At 68.2% G+C, this 15,856-nt stretch carries 16 protein-coding genes and 1 tRNA gene; 7 read left to right on the forward strand and 10 right to left on the reverse strand.

Annotated elements, in window-relative coordinates; all coding sequences use genetic code 11:
- Positions 1-49 precede the first annotated feature (49 nt).
- Genes ACIBH2_RS15615 through ACIBH2_RS15625 form a run of 3 tightly spaced genes read right to left on the reverse strand, consistent with a single transcriptional unit; the run spans position 50 to position 2,570 of the window.
- Positions 50-1,588 (reverse strand): polyamine aminopropyltransferase, encoded by a 1,539-nt coding sequence (locus tag ACIBH2_RS15615; RefSeq protein ID WP_397117849.1) that lies wholly within the window; start codon positions 1,586-1,588, stop codon positions 50-52.
- Positions 1,589-2,020, reverse strand: a complete 432-nt coding sequence (locus ACIBH2_RS15620; protein ID WP_397117851.1) for a DUF350 domain-containing protein — start codon at positions 2,018-2,020, stop codon at positions 1,589-1,591.
- A gap of 25 nt (positions 2,021-2,045) precedes the next feature.
- The gene (locus tag ACIBH2_RS15625; RefSeq protein WP_397120771.1) at positions 2,046-2,570 is read right to left on the reverse strand and encodes a DUF4247 domain-containing protein; all 525 of its coding nucleotides are present in this window, start codon (positions 2,568-2,570) and stop codon (positions 2,046-2,048) included.
- 207 nt (positions 2,571-2,777) lie between these two features.
- On the opposite strand from ACIBH2_RS15625, the gene ACIBH2_RS15630 reads away from it, so the two are divergent.
- Positions 2,778-3,548, forward strand: coding sequence for a winged helix-turn-helix domain-containing protein (locus tag ACIBH2_RS15630; RefSeq protein WP_397117853.1), 771 nt, complete (start codon positions 2,778-2,780; stop codon positions 3,546-3,548).
- A gap of 17 nt (positions 3,549-3,565) precedes the next feature.
- Here ACIBH2_RS15630 and ACIBH2_RS15635 read toward each other — a convergent pair whose 3' ends face one another.
- A complete protein-coding gene (locus tag ACIBH2_RS15635) occupies positions 3,566-4,246 on the reverse strand; it encodes a class I SAM-dependent methyltransferase (protein WP_397117855.1) in 681 nt (226 codons plus the stop codon).
- A gap of 44 nt (positions 4,247-4,290) precedes the next feature.
- The gene (locus tag ACIBH2_RS15640; protein WP_397117857.1) at positions 4,291-7,026 is read right to left on the reverse strand and encodes a LuxR C-terminal-related transcriptional regulator; all 2,736 of its coding nucleotides are present in this window, start codon (positions 7,024-7,026) and stop codon (positions 4,291-4,293) included.
- A gap of 124 nt (positions 7,027-7,150) precedes the next feature.
- On the opposite strand from ACIBH2_RS15640, the gene ACIBH2_RS15645 reads away from it, so the two are divergent.
- Entirely contained in the window at positions 7,151-8,101 is a 951-nt protein-coding gene (locus ACIBH2_RS15645; RefSeq protein ID WP_397117859.1) for an alpha/beta hydrolase, read from the forward strand.
- The gene (locus tag ACIBH2_RS15650; RefSeq protein ID WP_397117861.1) at positions 8,091-8,930 is read left to right on the forward strand and encodes an alpha/beta hydrolase; all 840 of its coding nucleotides are present in this window, start codon (positions 8,091-8,093) and stop codon (positions 8,928-8,930) included. The genes ACIBH2_RS15645 and ACIBH2_RS15650 overlap by 11 nt, the downstream gene beginning before the upstream one ends.
- Positions 8,931-8,939: 9 nt before the next feature.
- Here the strand turns inward: ACIBH2_RS15650 and ACIBH2_RS15655 are convergent, their stop codons facing one another.
- A complete protein-coding gene (locus ACIBH2_RS15655; RefSeq protein ID WP_397117863.1) occupies positions 8,940-9,890 on the reverse strand; it encodes a GlxA family transcriptional regulator in 951 nt (316 codons plus the stop codon).
- A gap of 47 nt (positions 9,891-9,937) precedes the next feature.
- Between ACIBH2_RS15655 and ACIBH2_RS15660 the strand changes: the two genes are divergently transcribed.
- Positions 9,938-10,705: a cysteine hydrolase family protein gene (locus tag ACIBH2_RS15660; protein WP_397117865.1), complete on the forward strand. Its 768-nt coding sequence runs from the start codon at positions 9,938-9,940 to the stop codon at positions 10,703-10,705.
- A 41-nt stretch (positions 10,706-10,746) separates the two neighbouring features.
- On the opposite strand, the gene ACIBH2_RS15665 is transcribed toward ACIBH2_RS15660, so the two are convergent.
- A complete protein-coding gene (locus tag ACIBH2_RS15665; RefSeq protein ID WP_397117867.1) occupies positions 10,747-11,820 on the reverse strand; it encodes an epoxide hydrolase family protein in 1,074 nt (357 codons plus the stop codon).
- A 192-nt stretch (positions 11,821-12,012) separates the two neighbouring features.
- On the opposite strand from ACIBH2_RS15665, the gene ACIBH2_RS15670 reads away from it, so the two are divergent.
- Positions 12,013-12,366 carry a hypothetical protein gene (locus tag ACIBH2_RS15670; RefSeq protein WP_397117869.1) on the forward strand — a complete coding sequence of 118 codons (354 nt, stop codon included), beginning with the start codon at positions 12,013-12,015 and terminating at the stop codon, positions 12,364-12,366.
- Between the two features lie 94 nt (positions 12,367-12,460).
- Here ACIBH2_RS15670 and ACIBH2_RS15675 read toward each other — a convergent pair whose 3' ends face one another.
- Positions 12,461-13,291, reverse strand: a complete 831-nt coding sequence (locus ACIBH2_RS15675) for an endonuclease/exonuclease/phosphatase family protein (RefSeq protein WP_397117871.1) — start codon at positions 13,289-13,291, stop codon at positions 12,461-12,463.
- Positions 13,292-13,465: 174 nt separating this feature from the next.
- On the opposite strand from ACIBH2_RS15675, the gene ACIBH2_RS15680 reads away from it, so the two are divergent.
- Positions 13,466-13,960, forward strand: coding sequence for a DUF4189 domain-containing protein (locus ACIBH2_RS15680; protein WP_397117873.1), 495 nt, complete (start codon positions 13,466-13,468; stop codon positions 13,958-13,960).
- Positions 13,961-14,053: 93 nt separating this feature from the next.
- On the opposite strand, the gene ACIBH2_RS15685 is transcribed toward ACIBH2_RS15680, so the two are convergent.
- Positions 14,054-14,126 (reverse strand) — tRNA-Ala (locus ACIBH2_RS15685).
- A 128-nt stretch (positions 14,127-14,254) separates the two neighbouring features.
- On the opposite strand from ACIBH2_RS15685, the gene ACIBH2_RS15690 reads away from it, so the two are divergent.
- A complete protein-coding gene (locus ACIBH2_RS15690) occupies positions 14,255-15,205 on the forward strand; it encodes a phosphotransferase family protein (RefSeq protein WP_397117875.1) in 951 nt (316 codons plus the stop codon).
- On the opposite strand, the gene ACIBH2_RS15695 is transcribed toward ACIBH2_RS15690, so the two are convergent.
- Complete coding sequence (locus ACIBH2_RS15695; RefSeq protein ID WP_397120773.1) at positions 15,187-15,828, reverse strand: TetR/AcrR family transcriptional regulator; 642 nt, start codon at positions 15,826-15,828, stop codon at positions 15,187-15,189. The two genes, ACIBH2_RS15690 and ACIBH2_RS15695, sit on opposite strands and share 19 nt — an antisense overlap.
- Between the last annotated feature and the right edge of the window lie 28 nt (positions 15,829-15,856).

The following is a 15,856-nucleotide window of genomic DNA, read 5'->3' on the forward strand; positions in this document are numbered from 1 at the left end:
ACCGGCGGTGCGGGGGAGCAATATCCAGCGCGGCGAATCTGGCCCGGTGTCAGCGGGTCGACCATTCCTTGCGGTGGTAGTCGAGGATGGTCGGGTGCAGCAAAGTGGACACCTCTTCACCGCTGGCGCGGCGATCGGGCGGAAAGGCGGTCGCCGCGGCGAGGGTGGCGTCGTCCAGGGAGCGCGGACGGGCCTGCGGCGCGAGCGTCAGGCGCGGCTCGGCATCACGGGTGGCGAGGATGAAACCCCAGTCCCCGAAGCTCGGCACATTCACGTGGTACGGCAGGGTGCGCAGGCCCGCCGAGCGCACCGTGGCGTCGATGCACCAGAACGAGTGCCGCGCGAAAAACGGTGAGCCGGACTGGATCACGGCCGAGCCGCCCGGTTCCAGGGCGCGTGCGATCAGGCCGTAGAGCTCGCGTGAATACAGTTTGGCGATGGAGGTCTGATCGGGATCGGGGAAGTCCACGATCACCGCGTCGAATTGGCACCGGCAGTCCCGCAGCCAGCCGAAGGCGTCGGCATTGACCGTCCGGACGCGCGGATCGGCGAAGGCGGAGCGGTTGAGTTCCCGCAGTGGCTCGAAGGTCTGGGCCAAACGCGTCATGGCCGGATCGAGCTCCACCAGCGTCACGGCCTCGACATCGGGGTAGGTGAGGATCTCCCGCAGCGCGAGTCCATCACCGCCGCCGAGCACCAGGACGGTGCGCCGCTTTCCGGCCAGCGCCGGGTGCACCAGGGCCTCGTGGTAGCGGTACTCGTCCATCGACGAGAACTGGAGATCGCCATTGAGGTAGAGCCGCGTGTCCTGGGTGCGGAACGGGGAGGCCGCCTGGGTGATGACGATCTTCTGATACGGCGTCTCCTCGCTGTGCACAATGGGATTCGCGAACAGCGCCTGCTCCGCGGTCGCCTCGAAGCTGTCGGCGTAGACGTAGCTCGCGCCCAGCGCGACTGCCACGGCCACCGCGGCGACGGTGAGGAAGCCGCGTGCCAGCGGCTGGATATCGCGCCGAAAGACGGTGAACACCAAGACGAGTCCGGCGACGGCGTTCACCGCGCCGACCACCAGCGCCCCGCGCACCTGTCCGAACGCGGGCAGCAGCAGGAACGGAAAGGCCAAGCCGCCCAACAGCGCACCGATGTAATCGGCCGCGAACAGATCGGCCACCGCGGAGCCCGCCGCCTGCCGCCGAATGCGTTGCAGCAGCACCATGAGCAGCGGAATCTCCGCCCCCACCAGCAATCCGATCACGAAGGCGACGATGACCAGCGCCGCGGTGTAGACCTTCAGCCAGGCGAACGCCGAGTACAGCACGATCACCGAGAAGCCGCCGACCGTCGCGAGAATCAACTCGATGGCGGCGAAAGCCGGTGCCGCCCACCGCTGCAGCGGTTTGGCGATCAGCGCGCCCACGCCCATGGCGAAGATCATCACGCTGAGCACGATGGACGCCTGCACCACGGTGTCGCCGATGAGGAAGCTCCCCAGCGTCACCAGCGCCAATTCGTACACCAGACCGCAGGCGGCACAGACGAATACGGTGAGCAGCAACCCGAGCCGGGAGGCCCGCCGCGCCAGCGACATCTAGGACAGACCCGCGGCGACGACCAATGCCACCGCGATGTGCAGCGCCGCCGACACCCACACCGCCGGATGGCGGCCGCTGCTGTCGTCCACCAGCAGTGCGCCCAGCTGTCCGGGGGTGAGCAGGTCCAGCAGCAGGAAGGCGACCGCCATGACCGCCAGCCCGATCAGGCCGTACACCACACTCGCCGCGAGCGCCCGACCGATACTGCCCTCGGAGGTCCAGATGGCCGTGGCCACGATGATTCCCACGCCGAGCACGTTCGAGGCGGCCAGCAGCGAGCAGTTGGCATTGCGCTCCACCCAGATCTGCTGGCGCAGATTACCGGGCGTGATCACATCCACCAGCACGAAACCCAGTGCGATCAGCGCGATTCCGACGGCGCTGTAGGCCAGCGCCGCACCCCCGTCGCGGACCAGGTCGGCGACCATGTCTATCTCCTCAGCTGTTGTGGTGCTACTTGCCCGAGTTGTTGCCGCCGTTGGAGCTGGAGGCATTGGAGGTGGATGGCCAGTTCGAATTCGCGAGACCGTCACGATGGCGGCGATAGCCGTTGTCGTAGTCGTCCACGTCGATCTTCGCGCCGCCCTGGTACGGGCTGATGGTCACCAACCAGCTGTCGTAGCGCAGATAGGTGGTGCCGTTGTTGCGATGGGTGGCAACGGGTTTCACCCCCTTGCTGATCTCCTTCTCGACCTTGTCCACCGATTTGGTCGTGGTGTACACCCGCCCGCCCAGCGGATCGTCGAGCTGCGCGGCCCGCTGGTAGTGCTTGGCGATGTACGGCCCGGGATCGGAGGGATTCAACGCGTTCACCAATCCGATCGCGCTCCCGCCGATCACCAGCATGGTCACGATCACCCCGGCGATCCCGGCCCACATGGCCCCCATGCGCCCGCGCTTGCCGAATCGAATCGCCAGCCACAGTGTGACGCCGAATCCGACCGCCGCGAATACGAGCACGGCGATCCACAAACCCACAGACAAACGATCAGCTCCTCCCGCCGGGGCGCATCATATCCAGGTGGGCGGGTTTCATCGAGCCGTATCCCTCGCGCTGGGCGGCACCGGATGTCTGAGACGAATTCAGGCGCGGTTCACGACCGGTTCGCCGCGCGATGCCCGGTGGTTGCCGGGTGCGCGTTAGACTGTCTGAGACGTAGTGGGTCGCGTGGAGAGGCGCTGGTGATGGGTGCTCGGACGGTTGTCGCGGATGTTGCCGACGAGTTGGCCCGCCGCGTCGTCGCCGGGGACTACGAGCCCGGCGACCTGATGCCCTCGGTTCGCCAGGTCGCCGAGGAGTTCGATATGAACCGGGCGACCGCGCAGCTGGTGCTCGGTCGACTCGAGTCCTACGGCATCGCCCGGGCGCACCGGGGCAAGGGGTTCATCGTTCGCGATGTGCGCGCCGAGGGCGGTATCGAGGTGTACGGGCGGCTGTTCCAGCTGTCACAGGACACTCCCGATATCGCCGCCGACCTGTTCCGCGACATCGTCGCCGAGGAGCGCGGCGTCGTCCTCGATGCCCTGATCGGCTACACGGAGAGCCCGGAGCGCGTCGACCCGGCCCTGCTGAAGGCCGCGGTCGACGAACTGGAAACCATTGCGAGAACACCGGATCCGGACCTGCGGCGCATGCTCGCCCTGGAACTGGACCTGGTGCGCCGCCTGCTCACCGAACTCGGCCAGAGCATGCGCCGCGCGGTCCTCAACTCCATCGGCGAGATGGTATTGGAGGTCCCCGCCGCCATCGCCGCCTACTACGCGTCCGGTCCCGACCTGCACGTGCTGGTCTGGCAGGCGCTGCTCGCGGTGTGGGAATCCGACAGCGGCCCGAGCGAGGCGCAGCTGGCCCTGTTCGAGGACCTGTTCGAGATGTACCACGTGAAGGTGGTCGCCCGATTCGGCGAATTGGTCGGCGCGACAGACGAATCCGAGGCGGCTGCCCGGACGGCCTGACCTCCGTTCGAGTCTGTTCAGACGCGCCGGATGCGGGCCAGCCAGGCGGCGACGTTCACCTTCCCGTCCACCTGCTCCAATTCCGCCGCCTCCCGCGCGACCGATTCGGTGACCCGCCCGAGGTATCGAGACTCGCTGATCTCCTCCAATTCCCAGCCCGCGCCGAAGGATTCGCGAATGATGCTGTCGCTGATGCGCGGTCCGATACCGGGTTCGCGATCCGACAGCGCCAGCACGTGGACGTACCCGCCCGGCGCGCACACCGCGTGCAGACTGCGCACATACGCCGCCCGCGCCTCGGGCTCCTCCCCGAACACGTGGAACAGCGCACTGTCCACGATGGTGTCGAACCTCGGCCCGACACCATCGCCCTCATCGACAGCGCCGACCAGCGCCGGGGCCTCCCGCAACCGCAACGCGTCCGCCACCTCGAACCGCGCCCCGGATACGCCCTGCGCCTGCGCGTTTCGCCGCGCGTACGCCACCGCGCTGGGCGAGAGATCCACGCCGACCACGTCATATCCCAGCCGCGTCAACAGAATGGTGTGCTCCCCGGCCCCGCACCCGGGATCGAGCACCCGCCCCCGAATACGTCCGGACTTCTCCAACTCCACGATCGCGGGCTGCGGTTGCCCGATCACCCACGGCGCGGTATCGCTGTCGTACACGGCATCCCAGAATTCAGTGGAACGAGTCATGCCCCCACTGTGATCCCTCAACCTCGGTTGAGGTCAACACCGCGTCACAGTCGGTGTCGGAGTTCCCGGCGGGAGGTCACACCGAGTTTCCGGAAGATCTTGCGCAGGTGGTACTCCACCGTCGCGGTGCTGAGGAACAGTTCGGTGGCGATCTGCTGGTTGGTGGTGCCCGACGCGGCGAGATGGGCCACCTGTAGTTCGCGCGGCGTCAGGGCGTAGGCGGTGCCGGGATCGCGCTCGCGCGCGCGTTCGCCGGTCCCGGACAGCTCGACGCGGGCCCGTTCGGCGAAGGCCTCGGCACCCATGTCGAGGAACATCTCGTGGGCGCTGTGCAGGTGGTCGCGGGCCTCGCGTCTGCGACGTCTGCGGCGCAGCCATTCGCCGTAGAGCAGGTGGGTGCGCGCCACCTCCGGTGTCAGTGGTGTCTGCCGCAGGAGGTCGAGGGCTTCCGTATACCACCGCTCGGCCTCGTCGGAGGTGGTCAGCAGTGCCCTGCCGCGTGCCAAAAGCCCCAGCGCCCACGGGGTTCCGCTGGCAGTCGCCCGGTCCGACAGTCGCCGCAGTGCCAGCTCGGCGGTCGCGGTATCCCCGTCGCGGACAGCCGCCTCGATCAGGTCGGGCAGTGTCACATTGCCGAAATGCGGTGGGTCCTCGTCGAATACGACCGCCGCCGCCTCTCGCGCCTCGTGGTAGCGGCACTGGCCCAGGCGCAGCACGACCAGCGCGGTCCGCGCGAGCTGCACCTGCAAGCCACCCGGGCGTTCGGCCTCTGGTCCGGCTTGAATCGCCACCGCGGCCAGGGTGCGTTCCTCGTCGCCGCGCCAGCCGTGCAGCAGGGCATCGCTGCTCTCGGCATATCGCAGATCAGCGCCGATGGCCGCGGCCACATCCTTGAATTCGGCGAAGTGAGCCGCGGCGGCGGTGAAGCGGCCGCAGAGCAGTTCGTGGGTGGCGGCCCCGTGCGTCGCCGCTTGCAGCATGCGCAAGGCGCCCCGCTGACGGGCCGTCGCGCCGTAGCGTCGCGAACACACACCCAATGCCTCGATATCCCAGAGTTCGATGGCGAGCAGGACGCCGAGCAGGAACCAGCGGGCGGCATCGCCGTTCTCGGCGCGCTCGGCCAACATGGCCGCCAATCCGCGCCGCATTCGGGGAACCGCCGAAACATAGTCGCGCCCAACCAGTTCCGCGTGGGCATCGAGCAGTAGGTCGGCCAGTGGTGGCTCGCCCGGGACCGTCGGCGCGTCCAACGCGGCCTTCGCGATGTACAGCGCGCTCGTCTCCGCGCCGATGCGCGCCACCACGATCACCGCGTCGAAGGCTTCCAGCAGGGTGTCGCGTGCCGTGCGCGCATCCACTTCGCGGAAGATGCGCGCTGCCTCGAACAGCAGCGGCACCGCGCCCTCGCGGCCGAGCATGACATTGAGGAAGCCGCGCAGACGCATGGCGTAGGCGTCGAGTACCGCGATGCCGAGATCCGCGGTGAGCTGATCCAGCAGGCGCTCGGCCAGCCGAGGCGCACCCGCGGTGAGCGCGGCTCCCGTCGCGGCCAGCAGCCGCCCATTGCGTTGCGCGCCTTGGGGTGTGATCTCGGCGGCGCGCTGCAGAAAGGCGGCCTGGGACAGGTAGCCGCCGCGTTCCCCGGCGCGGGTGGCGGCGGCCTCCAACTCGGCCGCGACCCGCTCGTCGGGTCCCGCGATGGACGCCGCTCGATGCCACGCGCGCCGATCGGTGTCGCGGGTCGGATCGGCGGCGTCGGCGAGCGCGGCGTGCACCTGTCGCCGTCGCGGCATCGGCGCGCCGCCGTAGACGGCGGAGCGAATCAGCGGATGGCGGAAGCGCAGAGTGGAACTTATTGTGGGAGAGAGCAGTTCGGCGCGATGCGCCTGTTCGAGCGCGGCATCGAAGGCGGTCGTGGTCATGGTGGCGAAGGCCCGCCGGACGGAACCCGGATCATGTCCGCCGTCGGCCGCCATGAGCAACAACAGATCCTGGGTCGCGTCGTCGAGGCCGCGCATCTGACGCAGAAAGCGCGCCTCCAGCTTGCGGTCCAGCGGCAGCGGCTCGCCGTCCCAGGATTCGGCCGAGTTGCCCTCGTCCAGGCCGCGGGCCAATTCCAGTATGGCCAAAGGGTTTCCATCCGCCTCGTCGAGCAGCCTGGTCGCGATCACCCGGTCCACCTCGACGGAGACCGAGGCCGCCAGCAGGGTGGCGGCGGCCGGACCGGGGAGCCCGGTGAGCCGCACCTCCGGCATACCCGCCAGGTCGTCCTCGGCGTCGCCGTCGCGCAGGCCGAACAGCAACACGATCGCGTCGGCGTGCACCCGGCGCGCGACGAATGCCAAGACCCGCAACGACTCTCGGTCCAGCCACTGGGCGTCGTCGCACACCGCGAGCAGGGGATGGTCGGCCGCGGCGTCGGCGAGCAGGGTGAGGGCGGCCAGGCCCACCAGGAACCGATCCGGGGGCGTATCGGCGGCCAGCATGCCGAAGGCAGTCTCCAGCGCGTCGCGCTGTGGGCGGGGCAGGCGGCCACGCTCACCCAGCAGCGGCAGCAACAACCGGTGCAGGCCCGCGAATCCCATCTCCTGTTCGGCCTCGACCCCGGCCACGCGCATGACCTGGGCGGCGGACGCGGCCGCGATGGTGTGTTCGAGCAGCGCGGTCTTGCCGATCCCGGCCGGGCCCCTGATGATCCGCACCGCACTGAGCCCGGCCTCGGCATTGCGCACCAGGGCTTCCAGCTCAGCCGACTCGGACTCCCGGCCATGAAGTGACATGACAACAAAACTACTGGGCGACCCCTGATTTCCGCTCACGACTATGGGCTTTCAAGGATTCGACGCGCGGCCGCGACGGGCATCGTCGGTGCTGTCGGCATTCCATCCACGCAGGAGCACGAGAGTGAGCAAACCCGTACTCGAACCGGCGGCCCAAGATTTCGTCGAGGCCACCGCCAATCCGCCCTATCTGTACGACCTCGGTCCGGTCGAGGGCCGCAAGACCGTCGACGAGGTGCAGTCACCCGAGATCGAGGTGCCCGGCACCGAGCGTGTGGTGGTCGCCGAACCGGATCTGACCATCTTCCGTCCGACCGGGGTACCCGGACCGCTGCCGGTGGTGCTCTACATCCACGGCGCGGGCTGGGTTTTCGGCAACGATCACACCCACGGTCGGCTCGCCCGCGAACTGGCCGTCGGGGCAGGCGCGGCCGTGGTGTTCGTCAACTACAGCCTCTCGCCCGAGGCGCGGTATCCGGTGGCGCTCGAGCAGGCGTTCGCGGCGCTCGAGTGGATCGCGGCGCACGGTGGCGAGCGTGGGCTCGATCCCGCCCGCATCGCCGTGGCCGGAGATTCGGTCGGCGGGAATATGAGTGCCGCACTCACGCTGCTGGTGAAGCAGCGCGGGGGACCGGCGCTGGCGGGACAGGTGCTGTTCTACCCGGTGACCGACGCGTCCTTCGACACCGCCTCGTACCGGCAATTCGCCACCGGGTACTTCCTGCGCCGCGATGCCATGCGGTGGTTCTGGGACCAGTACATCGCCGATCCCGCTCAGCGCTTCGAGATCACCGCCTCGCCGCTGCGGGCCAGCGGTGAGCAGTTGGCGGGGCTGCCGCCCGCGCTGGTGATCACCGCGGAGGCCGATGTGCTGCGCGATGAGGGCGAGGCCTACGCCGACAAACTGCGCGCGGCGGGCGTGCCGGTGACGGCGGTCCGCTACGGGGGGATCATCCACGATTTCGTCATGCTCAACGCTCTGCGCGGTACCCATGCCGCCGGGGCCGCCATCGATCAGGCCACCGCCTTCCTGCGCGTGGCACTCACCGCGAAGGAGTCGGAAAATGTTCACTGACCACGATATTCAGCAGATCGAACGGGCCGAGGCGTCCGGGCTCACGCCCGTGGTGTTCGTGCACGGACTGTGGCTGCTGCCCTCCAGTTGGAATCGGTGGGCGGAGGTCTTCGCCGCGGCCGGGTACTCGCCGGTGCTGCCCGGATGGCCCGATGACCCGGAGACGGTCACCGCGGCCAACGAACATCCGGAAGTGCTGGCGGACAAGACCGTTGGCCTCGTCGCCGACCACTTCGCCGCGCTCATCGGCGAATTGAGCCGCAAGCCGGTGGTGGTCGGTCACTCCTTCGGCGGGCTGCTGGCGCAGATCCTCGCCGGACGCGGATTGTCGGCGGCGACGGTCGCCATCGACCCCGCGCCGTTCAAAGGTGTGCTGCCGCTGCCGATCTCCTCGCTGCGCGCGGCCGCGCCGGTCTTGACCAATCCCGCCAATTGGCATCGGGCGGTGCCGCTCACCTTCGAGCAGTTCCGGTTCTCGTTCGCCAACGCCGTGGACGAGGTGGAGGCCAAGCAGCTCTACGAGACCTTCGCGGTGCCCGCGCCGGGTGCGCCGCTGTTCCAGGCGGCGGCGGCCAATCTGAATCCCTGGAGCGAGACGAAGGTGGACAGCACTGCGGCACATCGTGGTCCGCTGCTCATCGTGTCCGGGGAGAAGGACAATACGGTGCCCTGGGCGATCGCCAACGCGTCCTACAAGAAGCAGGCGCGCAACGAGCACGCGGTGACCGAGATCGTGGAGATCCCGGGGCGCGGCCATTCGCTCACCATCGACTCGGGGTGGCGCGAAGTATGTGATACCGCACTGGCTTTCGTTCAGCGCTTCGCCTGACGAGGCTCTTCACGGCCCTCGAAACGTCCTGCGGTAGGCCGACGGGGTCGTTCCGAGGGCGCGGGAGAACTGCTCGCGCATGGTGACCGCGCTGCCGAAACCGCATTGGGCGGCAATGCGTTCGACGGTGTGGTCACCGGTTTCGAGCAGGCGCTGCGCCATGGCGATGCGCTGGGTGGCGATCCAGGCGCTCACACTGGTTCCGGCGGTCTTGCGGAAGTGGCGGGTGAAGGTGCGGCGGCTCATGGCGGCGTGTGCGGCGAGGGTGTCGACGGTGAGGTCGTCGCCGAGATGTTCGATGGCCCAGCGCAGGGTGGCGGCGAGGGGATGCTGCGAACCCGTTGCGGGCAAGGGGTGTTCGATGAACTGCGCTTGGCCGCCCTCGCGGTGCGGGGGAGTGACCAGGCGGCGGGCGACGCGGTTGGCGAGCTCGGCGCCGTGCTGGCGGCGCAGCAGGTGCAGGCAGGTGTCGATGGCGGCGGTGGTGCCCGCCGAGGTGACGATATCGCCGTCGTCGACATAGAGGGATTCGCGGTCGAGGGCGACCTTCGGGAAGCGGCGCGCGAACTCGTCGGCCCATTTCCAGTGGGTGGCCGCCGGGCGACCATCCAGCAGACCGGTATCGGCGACCACGAACGCGCCCAGGCAGAGGCCGACCACGCGCGCACCGGCCGCGTGCGCGGCGCGGACCGCCTCGACGATATCGGGCGGGGCCGGTAGTTCCGGATCGGGCCAGCTCGGCACGATCACCATGGCGGCGTCGGCGACTTCGTCCAGGCCGTAGCCGGTGGAGACGGTGAATCCGGCGGTCGTGATGATGGGGGCGGCGCCCGGTGTGCAGACCCGGATCTCGCACGGCGGCAACTCCGCGGAGGGCTGTTCCTCGCCGAACACCAGGCACGGCACCGACAGGTGGAACGGGTGGATTCGGTCGAAGGCCACGACCGCGATCACATCCATGGCTATCCTCCCGCGACTGTTGGCCCAATTCCGTCGATTGTAGGCGCATGAGCCACTGTCCGTTCCGGCGCATGGGCGCGATCGTGGACGTCGTGCACCGCATGACTCGAACCATCCTCACCGCCCTCGCCGTGGCGGCCTCGGTGGCGGCGTGCCAGAGCGCCCCCGCCTCGCCGAACACCTCTTCGCCGAACGATCCGACAGGAGTTTCCGAAATGACCACTGCGTCACAGACTTTGCGCACCGTGAGCGGCCTGGACAACACCCCCGCCCGCCTGGCCGACGCCACCTTGATCATGATCGACTTCCAGAACACCTACCGCACCAGCGTCATGGCGCTGCCCGACGCGGAGGCGACCCTGGCCGCCGGAGCCCGCCTGCTGGAGGCCGCCCGCGCGCTGGGCCGCCCGATCGTCCACATCGTCAATGACGGCGGTCCGGGCAGCCCCTACGACATTCGGGCCGATATCGGCGCGATCAGCGATGCGGTGGCCCCGCGCCCGGGGGAGCCGGTCGTGGTGAAGAAGGTGCCGAACGGCTTCCACGAGACCGATCTCGAGAAGACCCTCCGTGACCTCGGTGCGGGTCCCGACCTCGTCCTCGCCGGGTTCATGACCCACATGTGCGTCCAATACACCGCCGAGGGCGCTTTCTACCGGGGTTACCGCCCCACCATCGTCGCCGAGGCCACCGCCACCCGCCCCCTTCCAGGGGTAACCGGCACGGTCACCGCCGACGCCCTGCAGACCGCCGCCCTCACCGGGATCGGCGATCTGTTCGGCGTGGTCGTACCCACGGTGGACGATCTGCGGTAGCTCGAAACGGTTCTCGCCCACTCCGTTCGGGTGGGCCGCCGCTAGCTTCGCTTCAGGAAGAAGGCTCGGATGTCCTCGGCGAGCAGGTCGGGGACCTCCATCGCGGCGAAGTGGCCGCCTCGGTCGAATTCCGACCAGTGCTCGATGGTGTAGAGGCGCTCGGCGAGCGGGCGCACCGACTGTGTGATGTCGTGTGCGAAGACCGCTACGCCGGGCGGGACCCGGCACGGTGCGCTGCCGCGCGCGGTCTCGCGGGTCAGGCGGGCGGAGGAGGCGGCGGTGGCGGTCAGCCAGTAGAGCGAGATATCGGTGAGCATTCGGTCGTCGCTGACCGGGGTGCGCGGGTCGGTCCACTGGGCGAAGCGTTCGGCGATCCAGGCGAGTTGGCCGACCGGGGAATCGGTCAGGGCGTAGCCGATGGTTTGTGGCGTGAGAGCCTGAAGCGCTTGGTAGGGAGGACGATTCGCCATCAGCTGCCGCACCTTGTCGAGGCGGGCTTCATCGGATTCGGAGACTACGACCTCCGGGTCCGGCCGCGTCGGCAGGTAGTTGACGTGCACTCCGACAACGTGTTCGGGCGCGATCGCGCCGAGCGCCGTCGAGATGCCCGAGCCGAAGTCGCCGCCCTGCGCGCCGTAGCGCTCGTACCCGAGACGGCGCATCAACTCGGCCCACGCCCGCGCCACCCGGTTGACGTCCCAGCCGCGTTCGTGGGTCGGCCCGGAGAACCCGAAACCCGGGATGGAGGGGATGACGAGGTGGAAATCGCGTGCGAGCGGCTCGATCACCTCGAGGAACTCGAGGAACGATCCCGGCCAGCCGTGGGTGAGCACCAGCGCGAGCGCATCCGTTTTCGCCGACCGCACGTGCACGAAATGAATGCTCTGCCCGTCGATTTCGGTGATGAAATGCGGCAGCTCATTGAGCCGAGCCTCGTGCTCGCGCCAGTCGTATCCGGTGCGCCAGTACTCGGCCAGCGCCCGCAGCCGTGCCAGCGGGAACCCGTAATCGGTTCCAGCATCGGCGATCTCATTGGGCCAACGAGTGCGGGCAAGCCGGTCGTTCAGATCGTCGAGGTCGGCTTGGGGGATGTCGATGCGGAATGGCTCGATCATGGTCTCTGCTCCTCGGTGGATGACTGCTACACCCCTTTCGACACAGGAAATCCGCCCCTGTGACTCACCCGGAAAGTGTTCTGCGTCACAGTTGTTCCGGGTTTGTTGGTTGCACGACCGGCCCCCTTTGGGAATACTTGTGCCGCAATCGATCTGGTGATCGGTTGAATCACGCTCTCTGGAGGGGGAACCTTGAAGTCCATATCCCGCACGGCTGCCGCCTGTTCCGCGGTCGCCGCCGCCACCATCGGCCTCGTCGTCAGCGCGGGCCCCGCCCACGCCCAACAGCCCAACACCTGCATCTCCGTCGACAACCGAATGGGCTTCGACGTCACAGTCGAATTCGACCACCCCCCGATCGCCCCCATGATCGCCGGAACAGTCGAACCCGTCACCCCCACCGACGGCCCCGGCGGCGCCCCCTATATCTCCCCCGACGGCTCCTGGACCATAGTCGCCCCCGGCCAAAAGGATTGGTCCTTCGATCCCCACTGGCGCGCCATGCCCGGCTGCAACGGCCTCTGGACCGTCCGCATCCGCCCGTGACGCACCCCGTCGTCGCACCCTGAACGCGCCGACCTCGACACGGAACCGCCTCCGACCGAAGCCAAGGTCGGAGGCGGTTTTCTCGTTTCTGCCGTCAGCCCCAGACTCCCGGGGCGCGTGCGGGAACGGTGAGTTCGGCGAGTACGCCGTAGTGGTCGCTGGCCTGAACCCCGTCCCGGGGGTCGACACAGATTCGGTCGACGGACCGCACCTCGAGGGTCGGTCCGAAACTTGTTCCCCTGACCTTTACGTAGTCGATGCGTCGACCGGCGGTGGAGAACATGTCGCCGTGGGCGACCAAGGGGTTGTCCGGGGTGAAGGTGTGACCGGATTCGTTGGGGCGCAGTAGTTCCCAGGTGTCGTGGTAGCTGACGCTGAGGCCTGACAGCGACTGTTTGCCGGTCCAGAATCGGATGCTGGCCGAGTGCGGGGCGGCGTCGAAGTCGCCGAGCAGGACAACGTGGTCGTCGCGGCCGTCGAGTACTTCTTCGATGAATCGGGCCGCCGCGACCGCCTGTAGCTCGCGTTCGTATTCGTAGTCGAGCTGGAAGACCGGCTTGTGGTGGGCGATCCGCAGCGTTCCGAATGGTTGTGGAGCCCGCACTTCGGCGACGACCACGGCTGACCAGGGGGAGGCTGCCGCGCGATCGGTGACGTCGAGCCGATGCTCGTGGATCTGACCGAACGGCCAGCGGCTGGCCAGCGCCAACCCGATCCCGCCCGGGGCGGCCTGGGAGTGCCACGCGACGTGCCAGTCCGGGCCGAGTAGCTCCGCCATGACCTGTTCGCGGTTCTCGCCAGCGTCGACCTCCTGCAAGGCGATGATGTCGGGACTGCTCTCGCGCAAGAGCTCTGAGATGACCTTCTTGCGGCGATGCCAGTCGGCGAGGAGTGGCGAGAGAATGTTGAAGGTCGCCACGCGCATGGAAGAAATCTCAGCGTCCTCGACGCGCTTCGGAACAAACATGACGAAGATACTCGCAGCCGCTTACCCGCGCGTTGACGGGTGGCAACCGAATTGCGCTGTGCGAACTGGACACTCAGTGTGATGGCGGCAATGATCTAGCGGTTGATGCCGTCACACTCGAGGGTCGAGTTCATGTCATTGTTTGGAAAGTTCGCGCTGGCCATGGTGGTTCCGGCCGCGGGTGCGCTGATCGTCGCGGGCGGCGGGACGGCGCATGCGGTCGGCGACCTGTACGGCGCGATCGCCGTCTACCAGCAGAACACCCCCGGCACGCCGTGGGATCATCACACCGGTGTTGCTGTGGCGGTGGATTATCCGTCGCAGGCCGCCGCGGACGAAGCCGCGCTCGCGGGGTGCTCCGTCGAGCGCTGCACCGTGTTCGCCCGAGTCCACAACGAATGCGGCTCGGTGGTGGAGTACGACACCTGGACCGCATGGTCGAACGCCGTGGAGCCGGTCTACTTCACGGGTCGCGGCCCCACCGCCGCCGCGGCGGAAAAGGCGGCGCTGGACCTGGGAAACCAGGGACTGTCCTTCCCCACCAGCCTCTTCTTCGACCTCGGCCTCGCCCGAGTCGTCAAACCACTGACCGTCCTGGACACCATCTGCACCTCGAACGCCGGGTAACGTCGCAGCCGGTAGGCGATATCGCCTACCGCGAAAACGAAAACCGCCCCCGACCTTTCCAGGTCGGGGGCGGTTTCTATTCACCCACAGATGTGGAGCTAAGGGGAATCGAACCCCTGACCTCTTCGATGCGAACGAAGCGCGCTACCAACTGCGCTATAGCCCCGTGCGGTCCGTTTCCGGTCTGCGCTGAAGAACTTTAGCAGGTGGGTTTGGGGGAGGACGAATCGGCTGGTCAGGGTGGGTGGGATGGGGAAAATCGGTGGCGGGGGTTCGTAGGATTTGGGGGTGGATATGAGTGCGAGTGTCGAGTTGGCGGGGGACTGGGAAGAGCGGGTTCGGGGGGCGCTGGCGCGGGCCGGGGGAGTGGGGGAGGAATTGGGGCGGGGGCGGGTTGCGGTGTTGGGGGCTGGGTTGGACAGTGTGGCGTTGGTGGCCGAGGGGGTGAGTGGGCGGTTCGTGTTGCGGCTGCCGAAGGGGGAGGACGGGGCGGAGGGGATCGCTCGGGAGGGGCGGTTGCTGCCGGAGTTGGGGGAGCGGGTGGGGTTGCCTATTCCTCGGTTCGTGTTGATGGCGCGGAATCCGTTGGGGCCGGGGGAGTTCTGTGTGTATCCGATGGTGCCGGGGGAGGTCGTGTCGGCGCGGGAGTGGCATCGGCGGGGGCTGGTGGGGGCGGGGACGGCTCGGCAGGTGGCGGGGTTTCTCGACGAGGTGCACGGGTTTTCGGTGGAGCGGGCCGTGGAGTTGGGGGTGGAGGTGGCGGATTATCGGGAGGAGTTCGAGGAGACGCTCGAATTGCTTGGGGCGCACGTCGTTCCGATGTTGGAGCATGCGGAGGCGCGAGTGTTGGTCGAGGCGTTCGAGGGATACCTGGGGGATGCCGAGAACTTCGCGTACGAGCCGACGTTGATCCACGGGGACGTGAGTTTGGACCATCTGCTCATCACCGGGGACCGGATCAGCGGGGTGATCGACTTCGGGGATACGCAGATCGGGGATCCGGATTACGACCTGTGCTACCTGTGGACGGAGGCGGGGCCGGAGTTCGTGCGGCAGGTGCGGGAGTACCGCGGACTGCCGTTCGACGAGCGGCTCACCGGGAAGCTGAACTTCTGGGCGATCGCCGATCCGACCGACGACGTGCTGCACGGGATCGAGAACGATATGCCGGAATTCCGGGACTCGAGCCGGAATCGACTGGTGCGGGCGCTCGAGCGGTACGCGGCTCAGACGGGCACGCTGTAGGCCCGAACCACTTGGAGGAACAGGTCGACGCGGTGCGCCGAGACCTCGGGGTTATCGGGTTCCAGCAGGCATTGGGCGAGCGTGCCGTCGTGAACGGCTACCAGGGCGCGGCCGAGGGTGCGCGGGTCGGGAACTGACCGGCCCGTCCGCTCCAGCAGCGCGACGACCACCGGCGTGAGCGCGGCGGCGATCGCGTCCTCACGCGCCACCATGGCCTGCCGCAGCGTGGGAGTGCGCAGCGCGTGCGCGGTGAATTCGGAGGTGATGCGAAACCACTTGTCGTCCAGCGGCACAGCGTCCAGGACGTGTTTCACGGCCTCGCGTTGATCGGTGATCGCCGTCGCGGCGGGCGCGTCCAGGATGGCGCGGACCTCGCTGAGCATGCGCGCGGAGCGCTGTTCCCACATGGCCAGGAACAGTTCTTCCAGCGATGTGAAGTTGGAGTAGAACGCCCCGCGCGTGAAACCCGCGCGCTCACAGACCTGTTCGACCGAGCAGCGTCCGAACCCTTCCTCGGCGAACGCCTCGAAGGCCGCGTCCAGCAGCCGCTGCCGCGTCTCGGCGCGCCGTCGGCCCGTTCGTGGCACCTCGACCGGTGGCACGATCCCGTCCCCCGCCACCATCTCATCACCCCTGCTCACGCCCGTATCG

The organism is Nocardia sp. NPDC050406, assembly GCF_044459025.1.
Lineage (GTDB): Bacteria > Actinomycetota > Actinomycetes > Mycobacteriales > Mycobacteriaceae > Nocardia.

Coding starts and splice junctions, on each gene's coding strand:
- ACIBH2_RS15615 (WP_397117849.1), bottom strand. CDS start 1,588: ATGTCGCTGGCGCGGCGGGCCTCCCGGCTCGGGTTGCTGCTCACCGTA.
- ACIBH2_RS15620 (WP_397117851.1), bottom strand. CDS start 2,020: ATGGTCGCCGACCTGGTCCGCGACGGGGGTGCGGCGCTGGCCTACAGC.
- ACIBH2_RS15630 (WP_397117853.1), top strand. CDS start 2,778: ATGGGTGCTCGGACGGTTGTCGCGGATGTTGCCGACGAGTTGGCCCGC.
- ACIBH2_RS15635 (WP_397117855.1), bottom strand. CDS start 4,246: ATGACTCGTTCCACTGAATTCTGGGATGCCGTGTACGACAGCGATACC.
- ACIBH2_RS15640 (WP_397117857.1), bottom strand. CDS start 7,026: ATGTCACTTCATGGCCGGGAGTCCGAGTCGGCTGAGCTGGAAGCCCTG.
- ACIBH2_RS15650 (WP_397117861.1), top strand. CDS start 8,091: ATGTTCACTGACCACGATATTCAGCAGATCGAACGGGCCGAGGCGTCC.
- ACIBH2_RS15655 (WP_397117863.1), bottom strand. CDS start 9,890: ATGGATGTGATCGCGGTCGTGGCCTTCGACCGAATCCACCCGTTCCAC.
- ACIBH2_RS15660 (WP_397117865.1), top strand. CDS start 9,938: ATGAGCCACTGTCCGTTCCGGCGCATGGGCGCGATCGTGGACGTCGTG.
- ACIBH2_RS15665 (WP_397117867.1), bottom strand. CDS start 11,820: ATGATCGAGCCATTCCGCATCGACATCCCCCAAGCCGACCTCGACGAT.
- ACIBH2_RS15675 (WP_397117871.1), bottom strand. CDS start 13,291: ATGCGCGTGGCGACCTTCAACATTCTCTCGCCACTCCTCGCCGACTGG.
- ACIBH2_RS15680 (WP_397117873.1), top strand. CDS start 13,466: ATGTCATTGTTTGGAAAGTTCGCGCTGGCCATGGTGGTTCCGGCCGCG.
- ACIBH2_RS15690 (WP_397117875.1), top strand. CDS start 14,255: ATGAGTGCGAGTGTCGAGTTGGCGGGGGACTGGGAAGAGCGGGTTCGG.
- ACIBH2_RS15695 (WP_397120773.1), bottom strand. CDS start 15,828: ATGGTGGCGGGGGACGGGATCGTGCCACCGGTCGAGGTGCCACGAACG.